14 protein-coding genes are annotated in these 18,948 nt (G+C 60.6%); 8 read left to right on the forward strand and 6 right to left on the reverse strand.

What is annotated here, in order from left to right; genetic code table 11:
- The first annotated feature begins 31 nt into the window (after positions 1–31).
- From BFQ03_RS09690 to dapF, 3 genes are all read left to right on the forward strand, one after another.
- The gene (locus BFQ03_RS09690; RefSeq protein ID WP_065942949.1) at positions 32–397 is read left to right on the forward strand and encodes a hypothetical protein; all 366 of its coding nucleotides are present in this window, start codon (positions 32–34) and stop codon (positions 395–397) included.
- A gap of 512 nt (positions 398–909) precedes the next feature.
- Complete coding sequence (locus BFQ03_RS09695) at positions 910–2,106, forward strand: Arm DNA-binding domain-containing protein (protein WP_327382203.1); 1,197 nt, start codon at positions 910–912, stop codon at positions 2,104–2,106.
- A 285-nt stretch (positions 2,107–2,391) separates the two neighbouring features.
- Positions 2,392–3,192 (forward strand): diaminopimelate epimerase, encoded by an 801-nt coding sequence (gene dapF, locus BFQ03_RS09700; RefSeq protein ID WP_065942950.1) that lies wholly within the window; start codon positions 2,392–2,394, stop codon positions 3,190–3,192.
- A gap of 404 nt (positions 3,193–3,596) precedes the next feature.
- Here the strand turns inward: dapF and BFQ03_RS09705 are convergent, their stop codons facing one another.
- The 3 genes from BFQ03_RS09705 to BFQ03_RS09715 form a co-directional block, all read right to left on the reverse strand.
- Positions 3,597–4,787, reverse strand: a complete 1,191-nt coding sequence (locus BFQ03_RS09705; protein WP_065942951.1) for a benzoate/H(+) symporter BenE family transporter — start codon at positions 4,785–4,787, stop codon at positions 3,597–3,599.
- 53 nt (positions 4,788–4,840) lie between these two features.
- Positions 4,841–6,343, reverse strand: a complete 1,503-nt coding sequence (locus BFQ03_RS09710; protein ID WP_065942952.1) for a MocR-like pyridoxine biosynthesis transcription factor PdxR — start codon at positions 6,341–6,343, stop codon at positions 4,841–4,843.
- 90 nt (positions 6,344–6,433) lie between these two features.
- On the reverse strand, positions 6,434–6,892 hold the full coding sequence (locus BFQ03_RS09715; protein WP_065942953.1) for a GNAT family N-acetyltransferase: 459 nt from the start codon (positions 6,890–6,892) through the stop codon (positions 6,434–6,436).
- A 204-nt stretch (positions 6,893–7,096) separates the two neighbouring features.
- On the opposite strand from BFQ03_RS09715, the gene BFQ03_RS09720 reads away from it, so the two are divergent.
- Positions 7,097–8,512 (forward strand): ArnT family glycosyltransferase, encoded by a 1,416-nt coding sequence (locus tag BFQ03_RS09720; RefSeq protein ID WP_065942954.1) that lies wholly within the window; start codon positions 7,097–7,099, stop codon positions 8,510–8,512.
- Positions 8,513–8,515: 3 nt separating this feature from the next.
- Here BFQ03_RS09720 and BFQ03_RS09725 read toward each other — a convergent pair whose 3' ends face one another.
- Positions 8,516–9,739: an OprD family porin gene (locus tag BFQ03_RS09725; RefSeq protein ID WP_065942955.1), complete on the reverse strand. Its 1,224-nt coding sequence runs from the start codon at positions 9,737–9,739 to the stop codon at positions 8,516–8,518.
- A 172-nt stretch (positions 9,740–9,911) separates the two neighbouring features.
- On the opposite strand from BFQ03_RS09725, the gene BFQ03_RS09730 reads away from it, so the two are divergent.
- The 4 genes from BFQ03_RS09730 (at position 9,912) to BFQ03_RS09745 (ending at position 16,434) form a co-directional block, all read left to right on the forward strand.
- Positions 9,912–10,805, forward strand: coding sequence for a LysR family transcriptional regulator (locus BFQ03_RS09730; RefSeq protein ID WP_032862955.1), 894 nt, complete (start codon positions 9,912–9,914; stop codon positions 10,803–10,805).
- A 170-nt stretch (positions 10,806–10,975) separates the two neighbouring features.
- Entirely contained in the window at positions 10,976–12,415 is a 1,440-nt protein-coding gene (locus tag BFQ03_RS09735) for a YfcC family protein (protein WP_065942956.1), read from the forward strand.
- A 19-nt stretch (positions 12,416–12,434) separates the two neighbouring features.
- Entirely contained in the window at positions 12,435–14,255 is a 1,821-nt protein-coding gene (locus BFQ03_RS09740; protein WP_065942957.1) for a CocE/NonD family hydrolase, read from the forward strand.
- 259 nt (positions 14,256–14,514) lie between these two features.
- Positions 14,515–16,434, forward strand: a complete 1,920-nt coding sequence (locus BFQ03_RS09745) for a HAMP domain-containing methyl-accepting chemotaxis protein (protein ID WP_065942958.1) — start codon at positions 14,515–14,517, stop codon at positions 16,432–16,434.
- Positions 16,435–17,049: 615 nt separating this feature from the next.
- Here the strand turns inward: BFQ03_RS09745 and BFQ03_RS09750 are convergent.
- Entirely contained in the window at positions 17,050–17,418 is a 369-nt protein-coding gene (locus BFQ03_RS09750; RefSeq protein WP_032862839.1) for a glyoxalase superfamily protein, read from the reverse strand.
- Positions 17,419–17,480: 62 nt separating this feature from the next.
- Positions 17,481–18,947: an N-acyl-D-amino-acid deacylase family protein gene (locus BFQ03_RS09755; RefSeq protein ID WP_065942959.1), complete on the reverse strand. Its 1,467-nt coding sequence runs from the start codon at positions 18,945–18,947 to the stop codon at positions 17,481–17,483.
- Position 18,948 lies beyond the last annotated feature (1 nt).

The raw sequence follows: 18,948 nt of genomic DNA on the forward strand, positions 1-18,948 counted from the left end.
TCATGCAACGTCATGCACACGGAGCACCACCATGGAATTTCGTGACCTTGGGAACGGAAGAATTTTCCCACCAGTAGCACCGAATGGCCGGATATACGCCGTACCTGTCACCCAAGAAAGCCAGGTAGAAATTTTCTGTCTGACACCTGAAGGAGTCATTGGAAGCGGAATCAAGGCCAATTGGGCTGAGATCACAGGTTTCTACTACGACCACGAGTCCTGGGAAATCATCCTGCGCAACTACATCGGCAGGGGAATGCGTTTCCGGCGGGGTGTGCCCTGTGGAATGGTCGAAGACGGTTGCGAAACCCTCAAAACAAATATCCAAGGATTCGCAATTCCAGTTTGCGTAATGAACCGCATTGCATACGAACAGAAAAGGCTGCAGCAGACCTGAGCGTTTCACAGGACAACCTGCAACCTGACTCGCGTTACGTCACTCCGCGCAGGCTCACGCACGTTTCCTGGCTGGGAAATCCTGATTTCAAATTCCGTCGCTTTTGTTGCCTGAAAGCGAAACACACTCCGGGCAGCCGCTCGTAGCCTATCCGGGTAGCTCAAAGGAACTCGGAAAATGAACCAGCACAGGGTTAACCGCTGCATTTACATGCAAGAAGTCAACGACAAGCCTGAAGACAACGCTGCTCCAGCGAACCGGAGTCAACTAACAGATACGTCATCCTGCGCGCAGTCGCTAACCCTGACGAGTCAGGATTAACGGCATATGCGCTACGTGACCGTCAGGAAATTCGCCAGCGAGTCTGGCTACTCCGAAGACGCTATCCGCTCGAAACTTCGCGACGGGATTTGGCGGCTAGGGGAAATATGGATCAAGGCCCCAGATGGCCGAGTTTTGATAGATGTTGAGGGATATGAGTCATGGGTAGAGATGGGAGGGGAGTCCGGGCAGTGTCCGAGTCGAGTATCGAAATCACGTTCATGTTCCGTGGCGTTCGGTGCCGCGAGCGCATCTCGCTCAAGCCCACCGCCACTAACCTGAAAAAAGCCGAGCAGCATAAGGCTGCGATCGAACACTCCATAGCTATCGGCACATTCGATTACGCAACCACCTTTCCAAGGTCCAAGCTGGCTGGAAAGTTTTCCAGTTCGGTCGGGCAGATGAAGCTCGAGCGATACCTCACGACATGGCTGGAGAAAAAACAGCCACAACTAAAATCCAGTACTTTTGCCGGCTACAAAAAGATCATTCAGGGTCGACTCATCCCGCTTTTCGGTGAACGGACACTGGGCGAATTGTCACGCCGGATGATCCGCGAGCAGCTAGAGACACTCGAAACGGGCAACAAACGATTGGCCAACATCCAGAGCTGTCTGCGCTCGGCTCTCAACGACGCCATTGACGACGAGCTGCTGGAAACTAACCCTCTTGCCGGCTGGACATTCAGCCGCAAGCGCGCTCTGAAAAGGGTCGACGACGTAGACCCATTCGATGCCGAAGAACAAGCTGCCATCCTCAGCATGCTCGATGGCCCGGCGCACAATATGTATAAGTTTGCTTTCTGGACAGGCCTGCGCCCCAGTGAGTGGATCGCGCTGGAGTGGGACGACATCGACTGGGTTAAACGCATAGTGCGCGTGGTACGGGCGCAGACCCAGGACGCTGATGAGCCAGAAATAACCAAGACCGACAGCTCCGAACGCCGGGTCAAGCTGCTTGGACCAGCGCTACAGGCCCTTATCGCGCAGAAGAGCTACACCTTCCATACTGGCAATCACATATTCCTCGACCCGCGCTACGAGACGCCTTTCAGCGGGGATCAAGCCATACGCAAGAGTTTCTGGATACCGGCACTGAAAAAAGCAGGCGTGCGGTATCGCCGCCCTTACCAGACTCGGCATACCTTCGCATCGATGATGCTGTCAGCAGGGGAGCATCCGATGTGGGTCGCCAAGCAAATGGGGCACGCCGACTGGATGATGATCGCGCGTACATATGGCCGGTGGATGCCATCGGCGGACGAAAATGCCGGGGCAAAGGCTGAGCTGGTGTTTGCCCGAGACACTCAACGGCAAGAATCAGATCAAACTCACAATGACAGCTTTATGCCAGCTTCTGCCTTGGAAGCCCCAGAATTAGAGGAATAAACGGGGGTTCAAATCCCCCCGGCACTTCAACATCTAAAGACGTCCACAGACGTCTTTTTTTGTGCCTGAACCCCAGTGAATACGGGCACGGGGGCAGCCCAGAATTGCTAGTGGCGCGTACCCTCGACACTCTTGTAGTTCCAACCAATACCCCACCTGCCCTATAGGAACGAACATGTTCACGAAGTCCCCAAAGTGATCGCGATTATCCACCCCAATACACGTTATCGTTAACGCTCATCGCTGGCACGCCAGCGCCTCTTCGTCATTCATCAGGACCGTGCCATGCCGTTGAGCTTTCACAAAATGCACGCCAACGGCGATGACTTTGTCATTGTCGACGCACGTACCACCATCAACCCCATCACCAGTGCCCTGGCCAAGCGCATGGGCGATCGTCACCATGGGATTGGTTTCAACCAACTGGCGGTGATGCTCGATTGCGAGGATGCGGCGGCGTGGGTGATGTTCTGGAATGCTGATGGTACTGCGCTGGATGCGTGCGGCAGTGCCACGCGGGGGGTTGCCAGTCGTTTGATGAGCGAATTGAACAGCACGTCGGTGGTGCTGCGGACCCATCGCGGCTTGCTTACCTGTGAGCGCAGCGCAGCCAACACAATCACCGTGGGCATGGGTGAGCCGCTGTTCGATTGGCAGCAGATTCCTCTGGCCCGTGAGTTGGACACAGCGCATCTGCCGCTGGCCGGTGAGCCTGCCGCGTGCAGCATGGGCAATCCGCACTGCAGTTTTTTTGTCGATGATCTGGGCACTCTTGATATCGCGGCAATCGGGCCGACGATTGAGACCAACCCATTGTTTCCCGAGAAGACGAATGTGCACTTCGTGCAGGTGGTCAATCGCCGGCATATTCGGCTGCGGATCTGGGAGCGCGGCGGCGGTGTTGCGCTGGGTTCGGGCACGTGTTCATGTGGTGCGGCCGTCAACGGTATGCGTCGTGGGTTGCTGGACGATTGCGTCGAGGTTGAATGCGACGGCGGGAGCGTCACGGTGCAATGGCGAGGCACCGGCCCGGTGTTGCTCACTGGGCCGGTTGAGGTGGTTTTTTCAGGAGCGTTTGCGCTCTAGAAATCCCAGCGTGTGGTGACCATCACGTTGCGTGGGTCACCGTATTACGCCTTGTCGAACATTTATCCGACCAAAAGGCATGGGCGATGATATGCCCCCCTCATTGTTCATGCATGGAAGCCCATTGAATTGAAAAAACTTCACTGGGGGACGGCTTTTTGACCGGGAATTGGAGAGACGAATAAAGATCTGCCAAGCAGATACTCTGAGAGATGGCGGCAAAATGCGCGTGGAAAAACTCAGCGGCCCTTTAGGTATGGTGGTGCAGCGAGTTCAATTGCTCTGACGACAGGCCCTCTGTAGGCGCGAGCTTGCTCACGAAGCACTTGGAAACGCCGCGTTTACCCAGCAAACACGCGTTATCGTTGACGCCCTTCGCGAGCAAGCTCGCTCCTACAGTGGGGCTAGGCCAGTGCCCTGCGCCCACCATGAATCACCCCATGCACCAGCAACCCCGCCACCAGCCCCCAGAACGCGCCGCCAATCCCCAGCAATGTGACATTGGCCGCCGTCGCCAAGAAGGTGATCAACGCCGTTTCCCGGGTACGTATGTCGGCCATCGCATTGGCCAGGCTTGAACCGATGGCCCCAAGCAACGCCAGGCCCGCCAGGGTTGTGATAAACGCGCGCGGCAAGACCATGAACAAGGTCGCCAGCGTCACGCCAAACACCCCGACCAGGATATACAGCGCCCCGCACACCAACCCGGCGATGTAGCGTTTGGACGGATCCTGATGGGTGTCGCGCCCGGTGCAGATCGCGGCCGTGATCGCCGCGACATTGAACGTATGGGCACCAAACGGCGCCATCAACAGCGACCCCAGCCCCGTCACCGTGATAATCGGGTTGGCGCTGGTCTTGAACCCGTCATTGCGCAGTACCAGCATGCCGGGGATGTATTGCCCGGTCAGGGTGATCACGAACAGCGGCAATGCCACGCCAAAAAACGCCGCGATCGAAAAGTGCGGCATTTCAAACACCGGTGCCGCCAGTTGCAGTTCCAGGCTGTACAGGTCGAGCCGCTGCTGGACAAGCAGCAACCCCAGGCCCACCAACAGAACCCCGACCATCGCATAACGCGAGGTGAAACGGCGCAGCACCGCGTAGGCCACCACCAGAACGATCACCAGCAGCGGGTCCGCGCTGGCCCCTCCAAACGCCGCCACGCCAAATTGCAGGAGAATCCCCGCCAGCAAACCCGCCGCAATACCACCGGGGATCAGTCGCACCAGCCGCTCAAATGCACCGCTCAGGCCCAACACGATAAAACCGACAGCACACATCACATAGGCGCCGATCACTTCGGCATAGGGGGTAAACGCCATGACGGTCGCCAGGAAGGCTACCCCCGGCGTCGACCACGCCGTGATGATCGGCTCACGGTAGCGGTAGCTCAACCACGCACCTGTCACGCCCACGCCAATACTCACCGACCAGACCCAGGAAGCGGTTTGTGCCGCGCTCAGTTGGGCCAAGTGGGCGGCCTGGAACACCAGGACAAAGGTGCCGGCGTAATTGACGATGACGGAAATCAGCGCACTGATACTGGGTGACAGGCAGTCGACGAGGCGCAGGCGTGGGGCGGGTCGGTTCATGGCGCATTCCTTTTGTTTAGGCCGCAAAGGCTAACAAGCGCCGGACCGCCCTTTCAGTCCACTTCCCTATCGTGCACCAGACCACTCTTGAGCACCTTGGCCAACTGCCGGCAGGCAGTGTCGATCTCACCGGGCGTCAGCGCCGAGAACCCCAGCAACCAGCCGCCCCGTGGCGGCGGCTGGGCATAGAGGCGAGTGAGGCCCGGCAACTGGATACCCACCCGCGCCGCCTGGCGAATGGTCGAAAGCTCCGACCACCCTTCATGCAGCACACAAGGTAACTGCAAGCCACCGGGCGGCAGGCTGGCAGTGACCACATGGCTCAAATGGCGCCCGAGCGCCTCGGCCATGGCGTCACGTCGCTCACCGTAGACTTTGCGCATCGCGCGTATATGGCTGCCGAAGTGCCCATCGCTCATAAACCGCGCCAGGGTCAGTTGGGCGATTTGCGGGGTGTGGCCATCGAGAATGCTGCGGGCGTAGGTCATGGGTTTGACCAACTCCCGCGGCAGCACCATAAAACCCATGCGCAAACCGGGGTACAGGGATTTACTGAAGGTGCCGAGGTAGAGCGTGCGCTGATAGTTGTCCAGGCCCTGCACACAGGCGGTCGGCAAGCCTTCGTAGTGGAACTGGCTGTCGTAGTCGTCCTCGATGATCCAGCCTTGACGTTGCTCGGCCCAGGCGATCAGGTCCAGGCGTCGTTCCAGCGCCAGGGTCGCACCGGTGGGGTATTGATGGGACGGCGTGACGTAGACGGTGTTGGCGCCGCTGCGGTTGGCGCGCAATGCGTCGATACACAGGCCTTTGTCGTCCACCGCAACCGGCACCACCTGCAACTGGGCCATTTCAAACGCCTTGCGAGCGCCGAAGTAACCCGGGTCTTCCATCAGGATCGGCTGGCCGCCATCCACCAGCACCTGCGCGCACAAGTACAGGGCCTGGCGCGTACTCGACAACACCAGCACCTGATCCGGCGTGACCCGCGCACCGCGTTCCAGGTTCAGATAATCCGCAATGGCCTGGCGCAGGGGCTCGGCGCCTTGCGGGTCGCCATGCAACAGCAGGTTCGGACGATAATCCTTCAACGCCTGGCGGTGCAGGCGCTCCCAGATACCGACTGGAAAGGTGCGCGTTTCCGGCAACCCCGTGGCAAACGCCTTGACCACCTGCTGATCGGTAACCCCGCCGCCGGCGAGGATCTGTGCGCCCCTGGCACTCAGCGACGCGGCTTGCTTGGGCAGCACCGGCTTGCGCTTGCGCGCACCCAGCAGGCTCGGTCCGATCTTTTCAGAGACGAAACTGCCCGAGCCTTCGCGCCGACACAGGTAACCGTCCAGTTGCAATTGGACGTAGGCCATTTCCACGGTATCCCGTGAAATACCCAGGGACTTGCACAGCGTGCGCGTGGCGGGCAGGCGGCTGCCAGGTGCGAGGATGCCTTCCAGGATCAACTGGCGCAGCACGCGCTGCACCCGCACACGCAAATCCAGGGCGGCCAGCTTGGGGTCCGTCAGGCGGATCTTCAGCGTGTCCAGTTCAAGGTTGTGGGTCATCGACTTGGCCAAATGCGCGTAAGGCACGCATCTTTGTGCGCTGCCGCCGATATGTCCACGACCAATATCGGCGAGCGTCGCGGGCGGGCGTTACAGGGCCATCCGGTACTCGATGCAACCCGAGTCTTCGGCGATCCAGTTGTAGAGTTTTTGCGCGCGTTTATTGGTCTGCTGGGTATGCCAGTACAACCGTGCGCAGGCGTGGTATTGCGCATAACGCTGGACCCATTCGATCAGCAATTTGCCGGTACCGCCGCCGCGTACCGTGGGGGCCACGTACAAGTCTTCGAGGTAGCAGAAGTCAGCGACTGCCCAGGTCGAACGATGCAACACCGCATGCACCAGCCCCACCAGCTCATCACCCTGGACTGCCACGGCGCAGGCCATGGCTTCATCGGCGTTGAGCAAGCGGCTGAAGGCGGTGCGGGTCGTCGTCTCATCCAGGGAGACTTGATAAAAGTCCTGATAGGCCAGCCACAGTTGCAGCCATTGCTCATAGTCATCGAGCTGCACGGCTCGTACCACGATTGCCTGTGGGTCGTTAGTCATTGCACTCTCCTGTAGGAACCCCCGCTCCGGTGTGGCTCGGGACCCGGCAATGGTAGGTTCCCAAGGTGGCGGCAAACCGACCACTTCCAGGCCACCTGGCAGGCCAATTCGCAACAAGCGCCCCATCGTTCGGACGTTCACAATTGGTTAAGGATTGCCTTCGTATACTCGAACGCTGTCCCCTTGCATCCGGTAACCCTCCCCATGACACGCCCTGCCCCGCTGCTGTTGCTGCTTGCCGGTCTGCTGTTCTTTGTTGCCCTGGGCAATCACGAGCTACAAGGTTCCACCGAAGCCCGGGTGGCCGGGATTGCCATGGCCATGCACCTGGATAACGACTGGGTGGTGCCGCGTCTGTTCGATGAGCCGTTCCTGGAAAAACCGCCCCTGAGCCTGTGGCTGGATGCCGGGGCGATTCGCCTGTTTGGCGCCAGCACTGGCGCGGTGCGGCTGGCCTCGGCGTTTGCCGGTTTGTTCAGTGTGATGCTGCTGTACGGCATGCTGCGCCGGTTCGGGCGGCCCAAGCCTCTGGCGTTTTGCGCCGCGCTGATACTGGCGACGATGGCCAGTTACTGGAGCAACGTGCGCGGCGTGGGTGAAGATGCGTTGCTCAGCCTCGGCGTAACCCTGGCGTTGCTGGCGTTCTACCAGGCTACGCGCCCTGAATCCCGAGACGCGTCTAACGCGGGCAGTTGGCTGCTGTTTACCCTGGGGATGGTAATCGCCACCTTGAGCAAAGGCGTGCTGGGCCTGGCGATGCCGGGCATCGTGATATTCGCCTACCTGGCCTGCACCAGCCTGATGGACAAACGCTTGCAGCTCGGCCAATGGCTCAAACCGGGGGTGTTCACTTTGCTCGCGCTGGTGCCGCTGCTGATCTGGCTGGGATTGCTGTATCAACGCGGCGGGATGCAGGCAGTCGGCGAGGTGTTGTGGACCAACAGTGTCGGACGTTTCAGCGGCTCCTTCGTCGAAGCCGGGCATTACGAGCCGATCTACTATTACCTCGCCAAATTGCCCGAAGCTTTTTTGCCGTGGAACATCCTGGTGTACCTGGGCCTGTGGCACTTTCGCAAAAGCCTGGCGAGCAATCGCTACCTGCTGTTTTTCAGCCTGTGGCTGGTGGCGCAATTTACCCTGCTGACCTTCGCATCCAGCAAACGCGTTGTGTATCTGATGGCCCTGACCCCGGCGGCGGCCGTCCTCGCAGCCGAGTACGGTGCAGTCCTGCTCGACCGCCTGCCAGCTTATCGCCGTGGCGTGATCACCGGCGTGTTTGCCCTGGTGATCGCCTGCTACCTGGGTGCCGCGATCTGGTATGCACCCAAGGCCGATCGACGCGAGTCCTTCGTGCCCCTGACCAGCCAAGTCCAGGTACTACAGAGCCAAGGCCGTCATGTGGTGCTCTATCAACCCAATGAGCGCGTGGCCGGCGCCACGGTGTTTTACACCATGAGCAACTTGCCGATCCTGCAGACACAAACACAACTGCGTGCCTATCTCGATGCCCAGCCGGGCAACGTGGCCTTGCTCGATCGTATCGAAACGTTGACGACCCCGGTCACCACGCTCAAGCAAATCACCGTGGGCAGCCGCCCCTACTACTTTGTCGAGCAGTAGGGCTTACCAGAGCGCCAGGTCGTACGTCAGGTAGACCCGGTAGTTATCGCGGTCACTGGCGTAGGTCGAACGGTAGGTCGCCTTGCGCAACTCCACGCCCAGGCCTTTGAGCGTGCTGTCCTGGATCACGTAGCGCAGGTTGGTGTCGGACTCCCACTCACGGGCTTCGCGGCCCTTGAAGTCGCCGTTCTGCCCCTTGTAGTAACGGGTCATGAAACTCAGGCCCGGCAGCACGGCGGCGAAGTCGTAGTCATAGCGCAGCATCCAGGTTTGCTCGCCAGCCTGGATAAACTTGCCGACCCCGGCGTTGCTGAAGGAGTACACCGTCGACACGCTGGCATAGGGCAGCGCGGTATCGCCGCTGACCTTCTGGTAGCCCACGCCCAACGCCTGCGGCCCCAACCGATAGGTGAACAGGCCGCTGAACATATCGCTATCAACCTTGCCATTACGCGCCTCGCCCGCTTCATTGCTGATGAAGTAGCGCAGATCACTGGTCAGGCTGCCCGGACCCAACGGCTGCTTATGCACCAGGCCGAGGAATTGTTGGCGATAGAACTCGCGCATTTCCCCGTAGTACCAGGTGCCACTGAGCGTAGGCGTGAAGGCATAGGTCGCGCCCGCGAAGTCGAAGTCGCTGCCCTTTTTGCCACTGTAGCCCTGTGGATAAATATCCACGCTGTCGGTGGAGTTGCGCTGCTTGAATTGATCCAGGTGCCCGCTGTGCAGGTACAGGTTGCGGATGCCCGTGTATTCGATCTGGGTGCCACGAAACGTCTGGGGCAGCAGGCGCCCATCGTTGTGTACCAACACCGGAATCTTCGGCAACAAGGTGCCGGTTTTCACCACGGCGGCGCCGATGCGCATTTTTGCGGTCACGCCGAGGCTGGAAAACTCATTGGCGGCGCGTCCATCATCGTGGACCGGCAACAGGCCGGTGCCTGAGTGGGTGCGGCTGGAGTCGAGCTTGATCCCCGACAGCCCCAGGGCATCCAGGCCAAAACCTACGGTGCCTTCGGTGTAGCCCGATTGCAGGTTGAGCAAAAAGCCTTGCGCCCACTCCTTGCGGTCCTCGCCACCGTCGCGATAACCGTCGTTGAAATAGTAATTGCGCAGGGTCAGCTTGCCCTGGGAATCCTCCCAGAACCCCTGGGCCATCAACGACGGCGACAGACTCGCCAACACACTGGCAGTGACCACGCCGCCCCTGGTGAAAAGTTCACGCATAACTGTTTCCTCAATGCCGTATTGTCGATTTTTATGGGCAGTTGCTCCGTGTACCAGGCTGGACGCCAGGTCACATTGGGGCGGACACTAACGGCTTGCCGAACGCCCCACAACGTTATGCGAGAAGCGCATGACGCTATGCGCAAAGCCGCCCTTCGACAGGAAATCCACGGTGAATTTCAAGCAACTCGAAGCCTTCAAGGCGATCATGTCCACCGGTTCGACCATCGGCGCAGCCACACGCATGGGCTTGTCGCAGTCTGCGGTCAGCCGCCTGTTGAGCCAGTTGGAGGACGCCCTGGGGTTTGCCCTGTTCCTGCGCAAAAAGGGCCGCTTGATGGCCACGCCAGAGGCCGAGGAACTGCTCACCGAAGTTGCAGGATTGGTGGACGGCATGCAGCGTATCCAGCGCCTGGCCGATGAAATGCGTGTGGGCCGTTCACGCAAAAGCCTGCTCAAGGTCGGCGTGCCTACCAGCATGACCCAGGAATTGTTGCCGCGTATTGTCGCGGACTTTCTCAAGGACCATGAAGACATCGTGGTCGAACTGCTGACCGGCTCCTACGACATGATCGAGCGCGCCGTACTGGACCGTTCCGCCGACCTGGGTTTTGTGCGCCTGCCCACCGAGATGCCCGACTTTGATATCGAACCGATGCTGCGCACTGAAGGCGTGTGCGTGATGCCGGCCGACCACCCGTTGAGCCGGCATGAATTTATCGAGGTACAGCATCTGCGCGATGTGCCGCTGGTGATGTTGGGCCGACAACGGGCAGTGCGTACCGAGCTGAACCAGATGTTCCGCGCGGCCAACCTGACACCGCAAGTGCGGGTCGAAGTACATTCGGTGGGCGCTGCGTGCAGCTTTGTCGCCGAAGGGCTGGGGGTGTCGATCGTCAACGGTTTACTGGCCAGCCACTTCATGCATTTGCCGATTGTCAGCCGCCCGTTTCGCCCGGCGCTGCCCTATGAATTTGGCCTGGCATTCCGTGCTGATGAACCTCGCTCGCAGTTGGTAACGGCCTTTGCCGAGCACCTCAAGCAACGCCTGAGCACAATCCCGTGACCGCAACTGGCAGGAGCGGTTTTGTGTAAAACGCATACCCCAACCCGCCCCACGCATAACGTTGTGGCCGGCAAAACTTTGCCCTAGTGTCCGCCCAACCAAGCGTCACTACCCACAACAATAACAGCGCACGCACCCCGCTCAGACGGGGCCGCGCCGGGGCCGCCAGCATGACCGAACCGCAGATCCTCCGTACCCCGCCGCCCACCGAGGCGGCTGCAGACAAACCCGTGCAACGCAAGCAAATCAACCCGGCGATCATTCTGTTGAGCATCGTTCTGCTCGCCGTGGCGTTCACCTACGCGGTAAACGCCGGCAAGTTCCAGCGCCAGAATGGCCTGGTGGTACCGGGCTCCTACCAGGTGCTGGAAAAGCAGGACACCTTCAGCCAGTTGTTCTCCCTGGAACCGCGCAAGGCCGGCGACACCGTGGCCCGCCCGGTGTCGCTGGTGGAGGGTTTCATGGCCATTCCCCAAGGCATCGAAAAGCGTGCGGCGCTGATTTTCATGGTGCTGTTCATCGGCGGCATGTTCGGTGTGCTGAACAAGGCCGGGGTGATCGATGCCGGGCTGGAGCGCCTGCTGGGGCTGACCCGGGGCAATATCTATGTGCTGGTGCCAAGCCTGATGCTGGTGTTTTCTGCCGGCAGTACGTTTATGGGGCTGGCCAAGGAATTCATCCTGATCGTGCCGTTGATGGTGGCCATGGCCAATCGCCTGGGGCTGTCGAACCTGATTGGCCTGGCCATCGTCACCATCTCGGTGAAGATCGGCTACCTGGCGTCGATCTCCAACCCGGTGGCGTTGTCGGTGGCCCAGCCCATGGTCGGCCTGCCGATTTTCAGCGGCTTGAGCATGCGCGTCGCGGCTTATTGCACCTTCTTGCTGGTGGGCATCGCGTTCGTGCTGTGGAGCATTCGCAAGCACGGGTTTGATGCCAGCGCGCAGATCACCTTCGAAAGCAAACCCCTGCCCGTTCGCCACCTGTTGAACCTGCTGGTGCTGGGTGGTGGCATTGGTTTCCTGGTCTATGCCTCTAACCGTTGGGGCTGGAAATACCATGAGCTGTCGGCGTTCTACCTGCTGCTGACCGTGGCTTTCGCGGTGATCGCCGGCCTGGCCGCCAGCACCGCCGCCAGCGCCTTTGTCGACGGCATGAAAAAAGTCCTGATCGCCGGCGTCCTGATCGGCCTGGCCACCGCCGTGGAAATCATCCTCAGCACCGGCCAGGTACTGGACACCATCGTCAACAGCCTGGCCAACCTGGTCGGCGACCACGGCCCGGTGGTCTCGGCCTACGGCATGTTCTTCGCGCAACTTGGACTGGACGTGCTGATCCCCTCCACCTCCGGCCAGGCCGCCGTGACCATGCCGATCTTCGGCCCGCTGGGCCAGTTGTCCGGGGTCAGCCCACAAACCACCGTGTTTGCCTTTTTGATGGGCAACGGCCTGACCAACATGATCACCCCGACCTCCAGCGGCCTGCTGGTACTGCTGGCCACTGCCAACGTCGGCTGGGGCCAATGGGCGCGCTATATCCTGCCGCTGTTCTTGATCTATGCGGTGCTGGCAATGGTGCTGCTGGCCATTGCCGTGCACACCGGATATTGAGTCGATGAGTGTTTTACCTATGCAAACCCTGCACAACCAGATGATCGCCATGCGCGACGGCATCCACCTGGCGACCGATATCTACCTGCCGACAGGCGGCGAAGGACCGTTCCCGGTAGTGATCGAACGCACGCCCTATGACAAGAGCAAACCGTCGCGTTCGGAAAAACAGCTCGACGGCCAGCACATCTCCCGCGAGCAAATGGCCGCTCGGTTTACCGCCCGGGGCTTTGTTGCAATTTTCCAGGATTGTCGCGGACGCTATGCGTCAGAAGGCGTGTTTACCAAGTACACCGCCGAAGGCGAAGACGGGTTCGACACCCTGGCCTGGATCGTCCGCCAGCCATGGTGCAACGGCAAGATCGGCAGCATGGGCCTGTCCTATGCCGCCCACACCCAACTGGCGATGGCCTGCCTGCATCCGCCGGGCTTGAGCGCCATGGTGCTGGACAGCGGCGGCTTCGCCAACGCCTACCAATGCGGGATTCGCCAGGGCGGTGCGCTTGAACTCAAGCAGGCCACCTGGGCGTTTCGCCAGGCCAAGGAAAGCCCGGCCGCCCTGGCCGATCCGCAGGTGCGCCAGGCGCTGGAAGCCGAAGATATCCATGAGTGGTTCCGCCGCATGCCCTGGCAGGCGGGCCAATCACCGTTGCGCCATGTGCCCGAGTACGAGGCCTATCTGCTGGAACAGTGGGCCCAGGGTAGCTTTGGCCCTTATTGGCAGAAGCCGGGTATTTATGCCGAAGGCCATTACGCAGCGTTGCCGGATATTCCGGTGTTGTTCATGTCCAGTTGGTATGACGCCTATGTCAGCTCGACCCTGGCCAACTACACCGCCTTCAACCACGCCAGCAGCGCACCGCAACAGTTGATCATGGGACCGTGGTTGCACGGTGACCGCAACATCAGCCACAGCGGTGATGTGGAATTCGGCCCCCAGGCCGCCTTTGACGGCCAGGTGGCCGAGGACTGGTTGAGCTGTCGCCTGCAATGGTTCGAACAGTCCCTCAAGCCCGAGACGCCACAACCGCCGGCCAGCGTGAAGGTGTTCTTGATGGGGGGCGGCAGCGGCACCCAGGATGAAAACGGACGCCTGCGCCATGGCGGCCGCTGGTTGCACGCACAGCAATGGCCACTGCCCGGCAGCCAATCGTTGACGCTGTACCTGGACGCACAACGCCAGTTGACGCAGCGCTTGCCCAGCGCAGACGAGGCCGCCTTGGGTTATTACGCCGACCCGGCCAACCCCGTGCCCACCGTGGGCGGAGCATTGACCTCCGGTGCACCGATCTTTGTCGGCGGTGCTTTCGATCAACGTGAGCGCGCAGACTTTTTTGGCAGCCGTGGCGACAATCGTCCCTTGTCCGAGCGCGACGATGTGCTGGTCTTCCAGACCGCGCCCCTGGCCGAAGACCTGATCGTCGCAGGCCCGGTACAGATCGAGTTATGGATCGACAGCGACGCCCCGGACACGGACTTCACCGCCAAGCTGGTGGACGTCTACCCACCCAGCGCCGATTACCCGGAGGGCTTTGCGATGAACATCACCGACGGCATCCGGCGCTGCCGTTATCGCGACTCTTGGGAGCAGCCCAAACCGCTGGCACCCGGTGAGCGGGTGAAGGTGACCATCGAGCCGTTCGCCACCTGCAACCTGTTCAAAAAAGGCCATCGCCTGCGCCTGGACATATCCAGCAGCAATTTCCCGCGCTTCGACGTCAACCCCAATAGCGGCGAGGCCGAGGGCCAAGCCCGGCAGCCGCGCATTGCTCACAATCGTCTGCACCTGAGCCGAGACGCTGCGTCGTGCCTGGTCCTGAACATCCTCCCCAACCCTTGAAAATCCCCCTGTAGGAGCCGGCTTGCCGGCGAAGAACCTGAGAGCAACGCGGGGCACCAGGCACCCCGCGTTATCGTTGACGGCTTTCGCCGGCAAGCCGGCTCCTACAGGGATATCGATGACCGCTCATCCGCGAATCCCACATTCATTAAAAAACCGTTTCAGCTCTCGCCCTGGCTGCCGATACGTCCTGACTATCCATCGGCTGGGCGACCTTCCAGCAACTGATGTACACGCAATCTGTTCCTGGAGGAACTCGATGAATACATGGTTTGGCAACATCAGCGTCAACTTGAAACTGGGCCTGGGCTTCGGCCTGGTGCTGGTGCTCACCTCGATCCTGGCCCTGACCGGCTGGACCAGCCTCAGTGGCCTGATCGACCGCAGCAACTGGATGAGCGACATCACCCAGCTCAACGCATCGCTGACCAAACTGCGTATCGTGCGCCTGCAATACATGCTCGCCAACGGTGACGAAACCGTGGCGCAGAATGTCCAGACCACCCTCGACAGCTTTGCCGCACAACAGCAACAGCTGATCAACAGCTTCAAGAGCCCGGAAAACCTCAAGCTGCTGACCGAGCAGAAAGACATCATCACCGCCTACCGGCAGTCGCTGAACAAAATGCGCGAGGCCTACCGTAACGGCAATGCGGCACGCCAAACCATGGGCGAGCGCGCCGACGCCGCCGGCCTGGTGATTGCAGCCCTGGACCGCAGCGTGCGGCAGATGCCTGAGAGCAGTGAGCGCTTCGCCCAGTACGAAGCCGTCAACCACGCCAAGGAAGAGTTCCAGGTCGCCCGTTATGAAGTGCGCGGCTACACCGGCAACGTCAACCCGGATACCGAAGCCCGTGCAGTGGCGCAAATCGAATCGGCGATCAATGGCCTCAAAGGCTTGAAGAACGTGTTCGGTGAGTCCCAGCAAACCGAGCTGAACGCCCTGGAAAACGCCCTGGGCGCCTACCGCAATGCGCTACAAGTGTATAAAACCGCCAACGCCAATATCGTCCTCGCCCGCCAGGAAATGACCGTGCAGGGCGCCGATATCGTGTCGCGCAGCGAAGCGCTGTATGACATCCAACTGCAACGCCGCGACGCAGAAAGCGCCCGGGCCCGTAGCTTGCAATTGATCAGCACGTTGCTGGCATTGCTGGTGGGGATTATCGCCGCACTGGTCATCACCCGACAGATCACCCGCCCATTGCGGGAAACCCTGGCCGTGGTCGAGCGCATCGCTTCCGGCGACCTGAGCCACAACATCCAGGTGACCCGCCGTGATGAACTGGGTGTGCTGCAACAAGGCATCCAGCGCATGGGCACGACCTTGCGCGAGCTGATTTCCGGGATCCGTGATGGCGTCACGCAGATCGCCAGTGCCGCCGAAGAACTGTCGGCCGTGACCGAGCAGACCAGCGCCGGGGTCAACAGCCAGAAGATCGAAACCGATCAGGTCGCCACCGCCATGCACGAGATGACTGCCACCGTGCAGGAAGTCGCGCGCAACGCCGAGCAAGCCTCCCAGGCCGCATCCGCCGCCGATGGCCAGGCCCGTGAAGGCGACAAGGTGGTGGCCGAAGCCATCGCCCAGATCGAACGCCTGGCCGACGAAGTGGCGCGCTCCACCGACGCCATGGCGCACCTGCAACAAGAGAGCAACAAGATCGGCAGCGTGATGGACGTGATCAAGGCCGTGGCCGAACAGACCAACCTGCTGGCGCTCAACGCCGCCATCGAAGCCGCCCGTGCCGGTGAAGCCGGGCGCGGGTTTGCCGTGGTCGCCGACGAAGTACGTGGCCTGGCCCAGCGCACGCAGAAATCCACCGAGGAAATCGAAGGCCTGGTCGCCGGCTTGCAGAACGGTACCCAGCAAGTGGCCAATGTGATGAACAACAGCCGCAGCCTGACCGACAGCAGCGTCGAGCTGACCCGCAAGGCCGGCGTCTCCCTGGAGAACATCACCCGCACGGTGTCGAACATCCAGTCGATGAACCAACAGATCGCCGCCGCTGCCGAACAGCAAAGCGCCGTGGCCGAAGAAATCAGCCGCAGCATCGTCAATGTGCGTGATGTGTCGGAACAGACCGCAACCGCCAGCGACGAGACAGCCAAATCCAGTGTCGAGCTGGCACGCCTGGGCAGCCAGTTGCAGCAGATGGTCAGCCACTTCCGGGTGTAAACAAAAAGCCGCCCCGGCCAAAACCGGGGCGGCTCCGCTTCTCAGGCCTTAACGGTCATCGAAGCTGTCTCGCAGGAATTTCCACACGTGATAGACACGCAGGTAATTCACTACGAGGTCCCACGTACGTCGTGCATACTCGGCCCTCCTTGAGTTGGGCCTTACCTCCAGCGCACTTACCGGAACACGTGAGCCTTTGGACGCTAGTCGATTGCGTCTTTTGAGGTGGCCGGGCTAATGGTCCTTCCGCATGAATCCGGCACGGATTACTAGCCCGTGGCGGCCGGTCCAGAATTCGCGTGCGTACCCGACGCCCCCAAAAGCGACAAACGCAGAACGGGGAAGATCCTAACCAACATTTCGGCCAAAAGTGTGACCAACAGTGGTCAAATATCCAGTATTGGACGGGATATTTATTGCAGCCTTTTGCAGCCAGAGTTGACGCGAGAAAAGCTCAAAAAACGATCAGCGCTCAATCTTGCAGGCCGATATGAACAGCGCTAATATTCCTGCGAGTCGATTGCGTCTTTTGAGAGAGCAACCCTAGCTGCTAACTGGGATTGCAATAAAAAACCGCCCTACTAAGGCGGTTTTTTATTGCCTGAAATTTGTCAATCAGCCCTCGCCTTCCTCGACAAACACCAGCCGATTGCCAAATGGATCCTTGATGCTCATCTCCCGTGTGCCCCAAGGGGTTTGCTCGATCCCGGGCTTGGCAAAGCGATAATCCTTGGCCTGCAATTGCCCAAGGTAAGCGTCCAGCCCCTCGGCCTGGATCCGCACCGCCGCGCCGGGTGACGCATCGCCATGATGCTCGGACAGATGCAGCACACAGTCCCCCCGCGACACTTGTAGGTACAACGGGAAGTTGTCCTCGAAGCGGTGCTGCCAATCGACCTTGAAGCCGAGAAAATCGACGTAGAACTCCCGGGCCTTGGCCTCATCGAACGTGCGCAGGATCGGGGTGACTTTTCCTAAGTGCATGGCGCTGGCTCCTTGTCTGAAACCCTCACTATAAAGGCCCGGCCAAGAGAAATGACAGAACCCTAGCGCAGCACATCAAACCCCCGGCGCAAATCCCCGGAGCGCGCCAGAAACTGCCCTGCCCGTTGCCCGTTCGCCTGCCCGTCCTGATAGCTCAACACACCATTGATCCAGACCCCGTCGATGCCTTCGGCAGCGCGTTGCGGGTCCTTGAAATCCGCCACATCCCGTACCCGCAACGGGTCGAACAGCACCAGGTCGGCCCAGTGCCCCTCGCGGATTTCACCGCGCCCGGCCAGGCCAAATCGCGCGGCCGACAAGCCGGTCATTTTGTGTACCGCCGTGTGTAGCGGGAACAGTCCGAGGTCGCGGCTGAAATGTCCGAGTACCCGCGGGAATGCGCCCCACAAGCGCGGATGGGGGAATGGGTCTTCCGGCAGGCCATCAGAGCCAACCATCGACAGTGGATGGGCGAGGATACGCTGCACATCAGACTCATCCATTCCGTAATACACCGCCCCCGCCGGTTGCAGGCGGCGGGCAGCGTCCATCAGGGAAACGTCCCACTCGGCGGCGATGTCCTGCAAGTCTCGCCCGCCTACTTCCGGGTGCGGCGTCGACCAGGTGATGGTGATACGGAAGGCATCGGTGACTTGCTTGAGGTCCAGGGTCGAGGAACTGGCGGCATAGGGATAACAGTCGCAGCCCACCGGATGGGTCTTGGCTGCCTGTTCCAGGGACGCCAGCAACTGTGGACTGCGCCCCCAATTGCCCGCGCCGGCGCATTTGAGGTGGGAGATAATCACCGGCGCCTTGGCGTGGCGGCCGATCAGAAACGCCTCGTCCATGGCCTCCAGCACCGGTTCGAACTCACTGCGCAAATGGGTGGTGTACACCGCGCCAAACGCTGTCAGTTCTTCACTCAGTTGCAGCACTTCGTCGGTGTCGGCGTTGAACGCGCTGGCGTAGGCCAGGCCTGTGGATAAACCGAGGGCACCCGCTTCAAGGCTTTCCTGCAATTGCACACGCATCAAGGCGATTTCAGTCGGCGTGGCGCTGCGCTGCAGGTCGTCCATATGGTTGCTGCGCAGCGCCGTATGGCCGATCAATGCCGCGACGTTGAGCGCCGGCTGGGCGTTTTCCACGGCGCTGCGGTAATCGATAAAACGCGGATAGACAAACGCCTCGGCCTTGCCCAGCAGGTTCATCGGGTCCGGCGGGTCACCGCGCAGGCTGACCGGCGAGGCGCTGATGCCGCAGTTGCCGACAATCACCGTAGTCACGCCCTGGCTAAGCTTGGGCAGCATCTGCGGCTGACGGATCACCACGGTGTCATCGTGGGTGTGCACGTCAATAAACCCCGGCGCCAATACGCGGCCACTCGCCTCGATCTCATGCTCGCCACGGGCCGCCGACAAGTCGCCGATCTTCTCGATACGCCCATCACGCACACCCACGTCAGCGACATACCCCGGTGTGTTGCTGCCATCAATGATCAGCGCCTGGCGGATCAGCGTGTGGTACTTCATC

It is taken from the genome of Pseudomonas sp. 25 R 14 (assembly GCF_900004755.1).
In the GTDB taxonomy this organism is placed as follows: domain Bacteria; phylum Pseudomonadota; class Gammaproteobacteria; order Pseudomonadales; family Pseudomonadaceae; genus Aquipseudomonas; species Aquipseudomonas brenneri.

What these genes read in the sequence shown, in the direction of transcription:
- BFQ03_RS09715 (WP_065942953.1), bottom strand. Translation starts at nt 6,892, where the DNA reads ATGACTAACGACCCACAGGCAATCGTGGTACGAGCCGTGCAGCTCGAT.
- BFQ03_RS09705 (WP_065942951.1), bottom strand. Translation starts at nt 4,787, where the DNA reads ATGAACCGACCCGCCCCACGCCTGCGCCTCGTCGACTGCCTGTCACCC.
- dapF (WP_065942950.1), top strand. Translation starts at nt 2,392, where the DNA reads ATGCCGTTGAGCTTTCACAAAATGCACGCCAACGGCGATGACTTTGTC.
- BFQ03_RS09755 (WP_065942959.1), bottom strand. Translation starts at nt 18,947, where the DNA reads ATGAAGTACCACACGCTGATCCGCCAGGCGCTGATCATTGATGGCAGC.
- BFQ03_RS09750 (WP_032862839.1), bottom strand. Translation starts at nt 17,418, where the DNA reads ATGCACTTAGGAAAAGTCACCCCGATCCTGCGCACGTTCGATGAGGCC.
- BFQ03_RS09740 (WP_065942957.1), top strand. Translation starts at nt 12,435, where the DNA reads ATGCAAACCCTGCACAACCAGATGATCGCCATGCGCGACGGCATCCAC.
- BFQ03_RS09710 (WP_065942952.1), bottom strand. Translation starts at nt 6,343, where the DNA reads ATGACCCACAACCTTGAACTGGACACGCTGAAGATCCGCCTGACGGAC.
- BFQ03_RS09720 (WP_065942954.1), top strand. Translation starts at nt 7,097, where the DNA reads ATGACACGCCCTGCCCCGCTGCTGTTGCTGCTTGCCGGTCTGCTGTTC.
- BFQ03_RS09745 (WP_065942958.1), top strand. Translation starts at nt 14,515, where the DNA reads ATGAATACATGGTTTGGCAACATCAGCGTCAACTTGAAACTGGGCCTG.
- BFQ03_RS09735 (WP_065942956.1), top strand. Translation starts at nt 10,976, where the DNA reads ATGACCGAACCGCAGATCCTCCGTACCCCGCCGCCCACCGAGGCGGCT.
- BFQ03_RS09690 (WP_065942949.1), top strand. Translation starts at nt 32, where the DNA reads ATGGAATTTCGTGACCTTGGGAACGGAAGAATTTTCCCACCAGTAGCA.
- BFQ03_RS09725 (WP_065942955.1), bottom strand. Translation starts at nt 9,739, where the DNA reads ATGCGTGAACTTTTCACCAGGGGCGGCGTGGTCACTGCCAGTGTGTTG.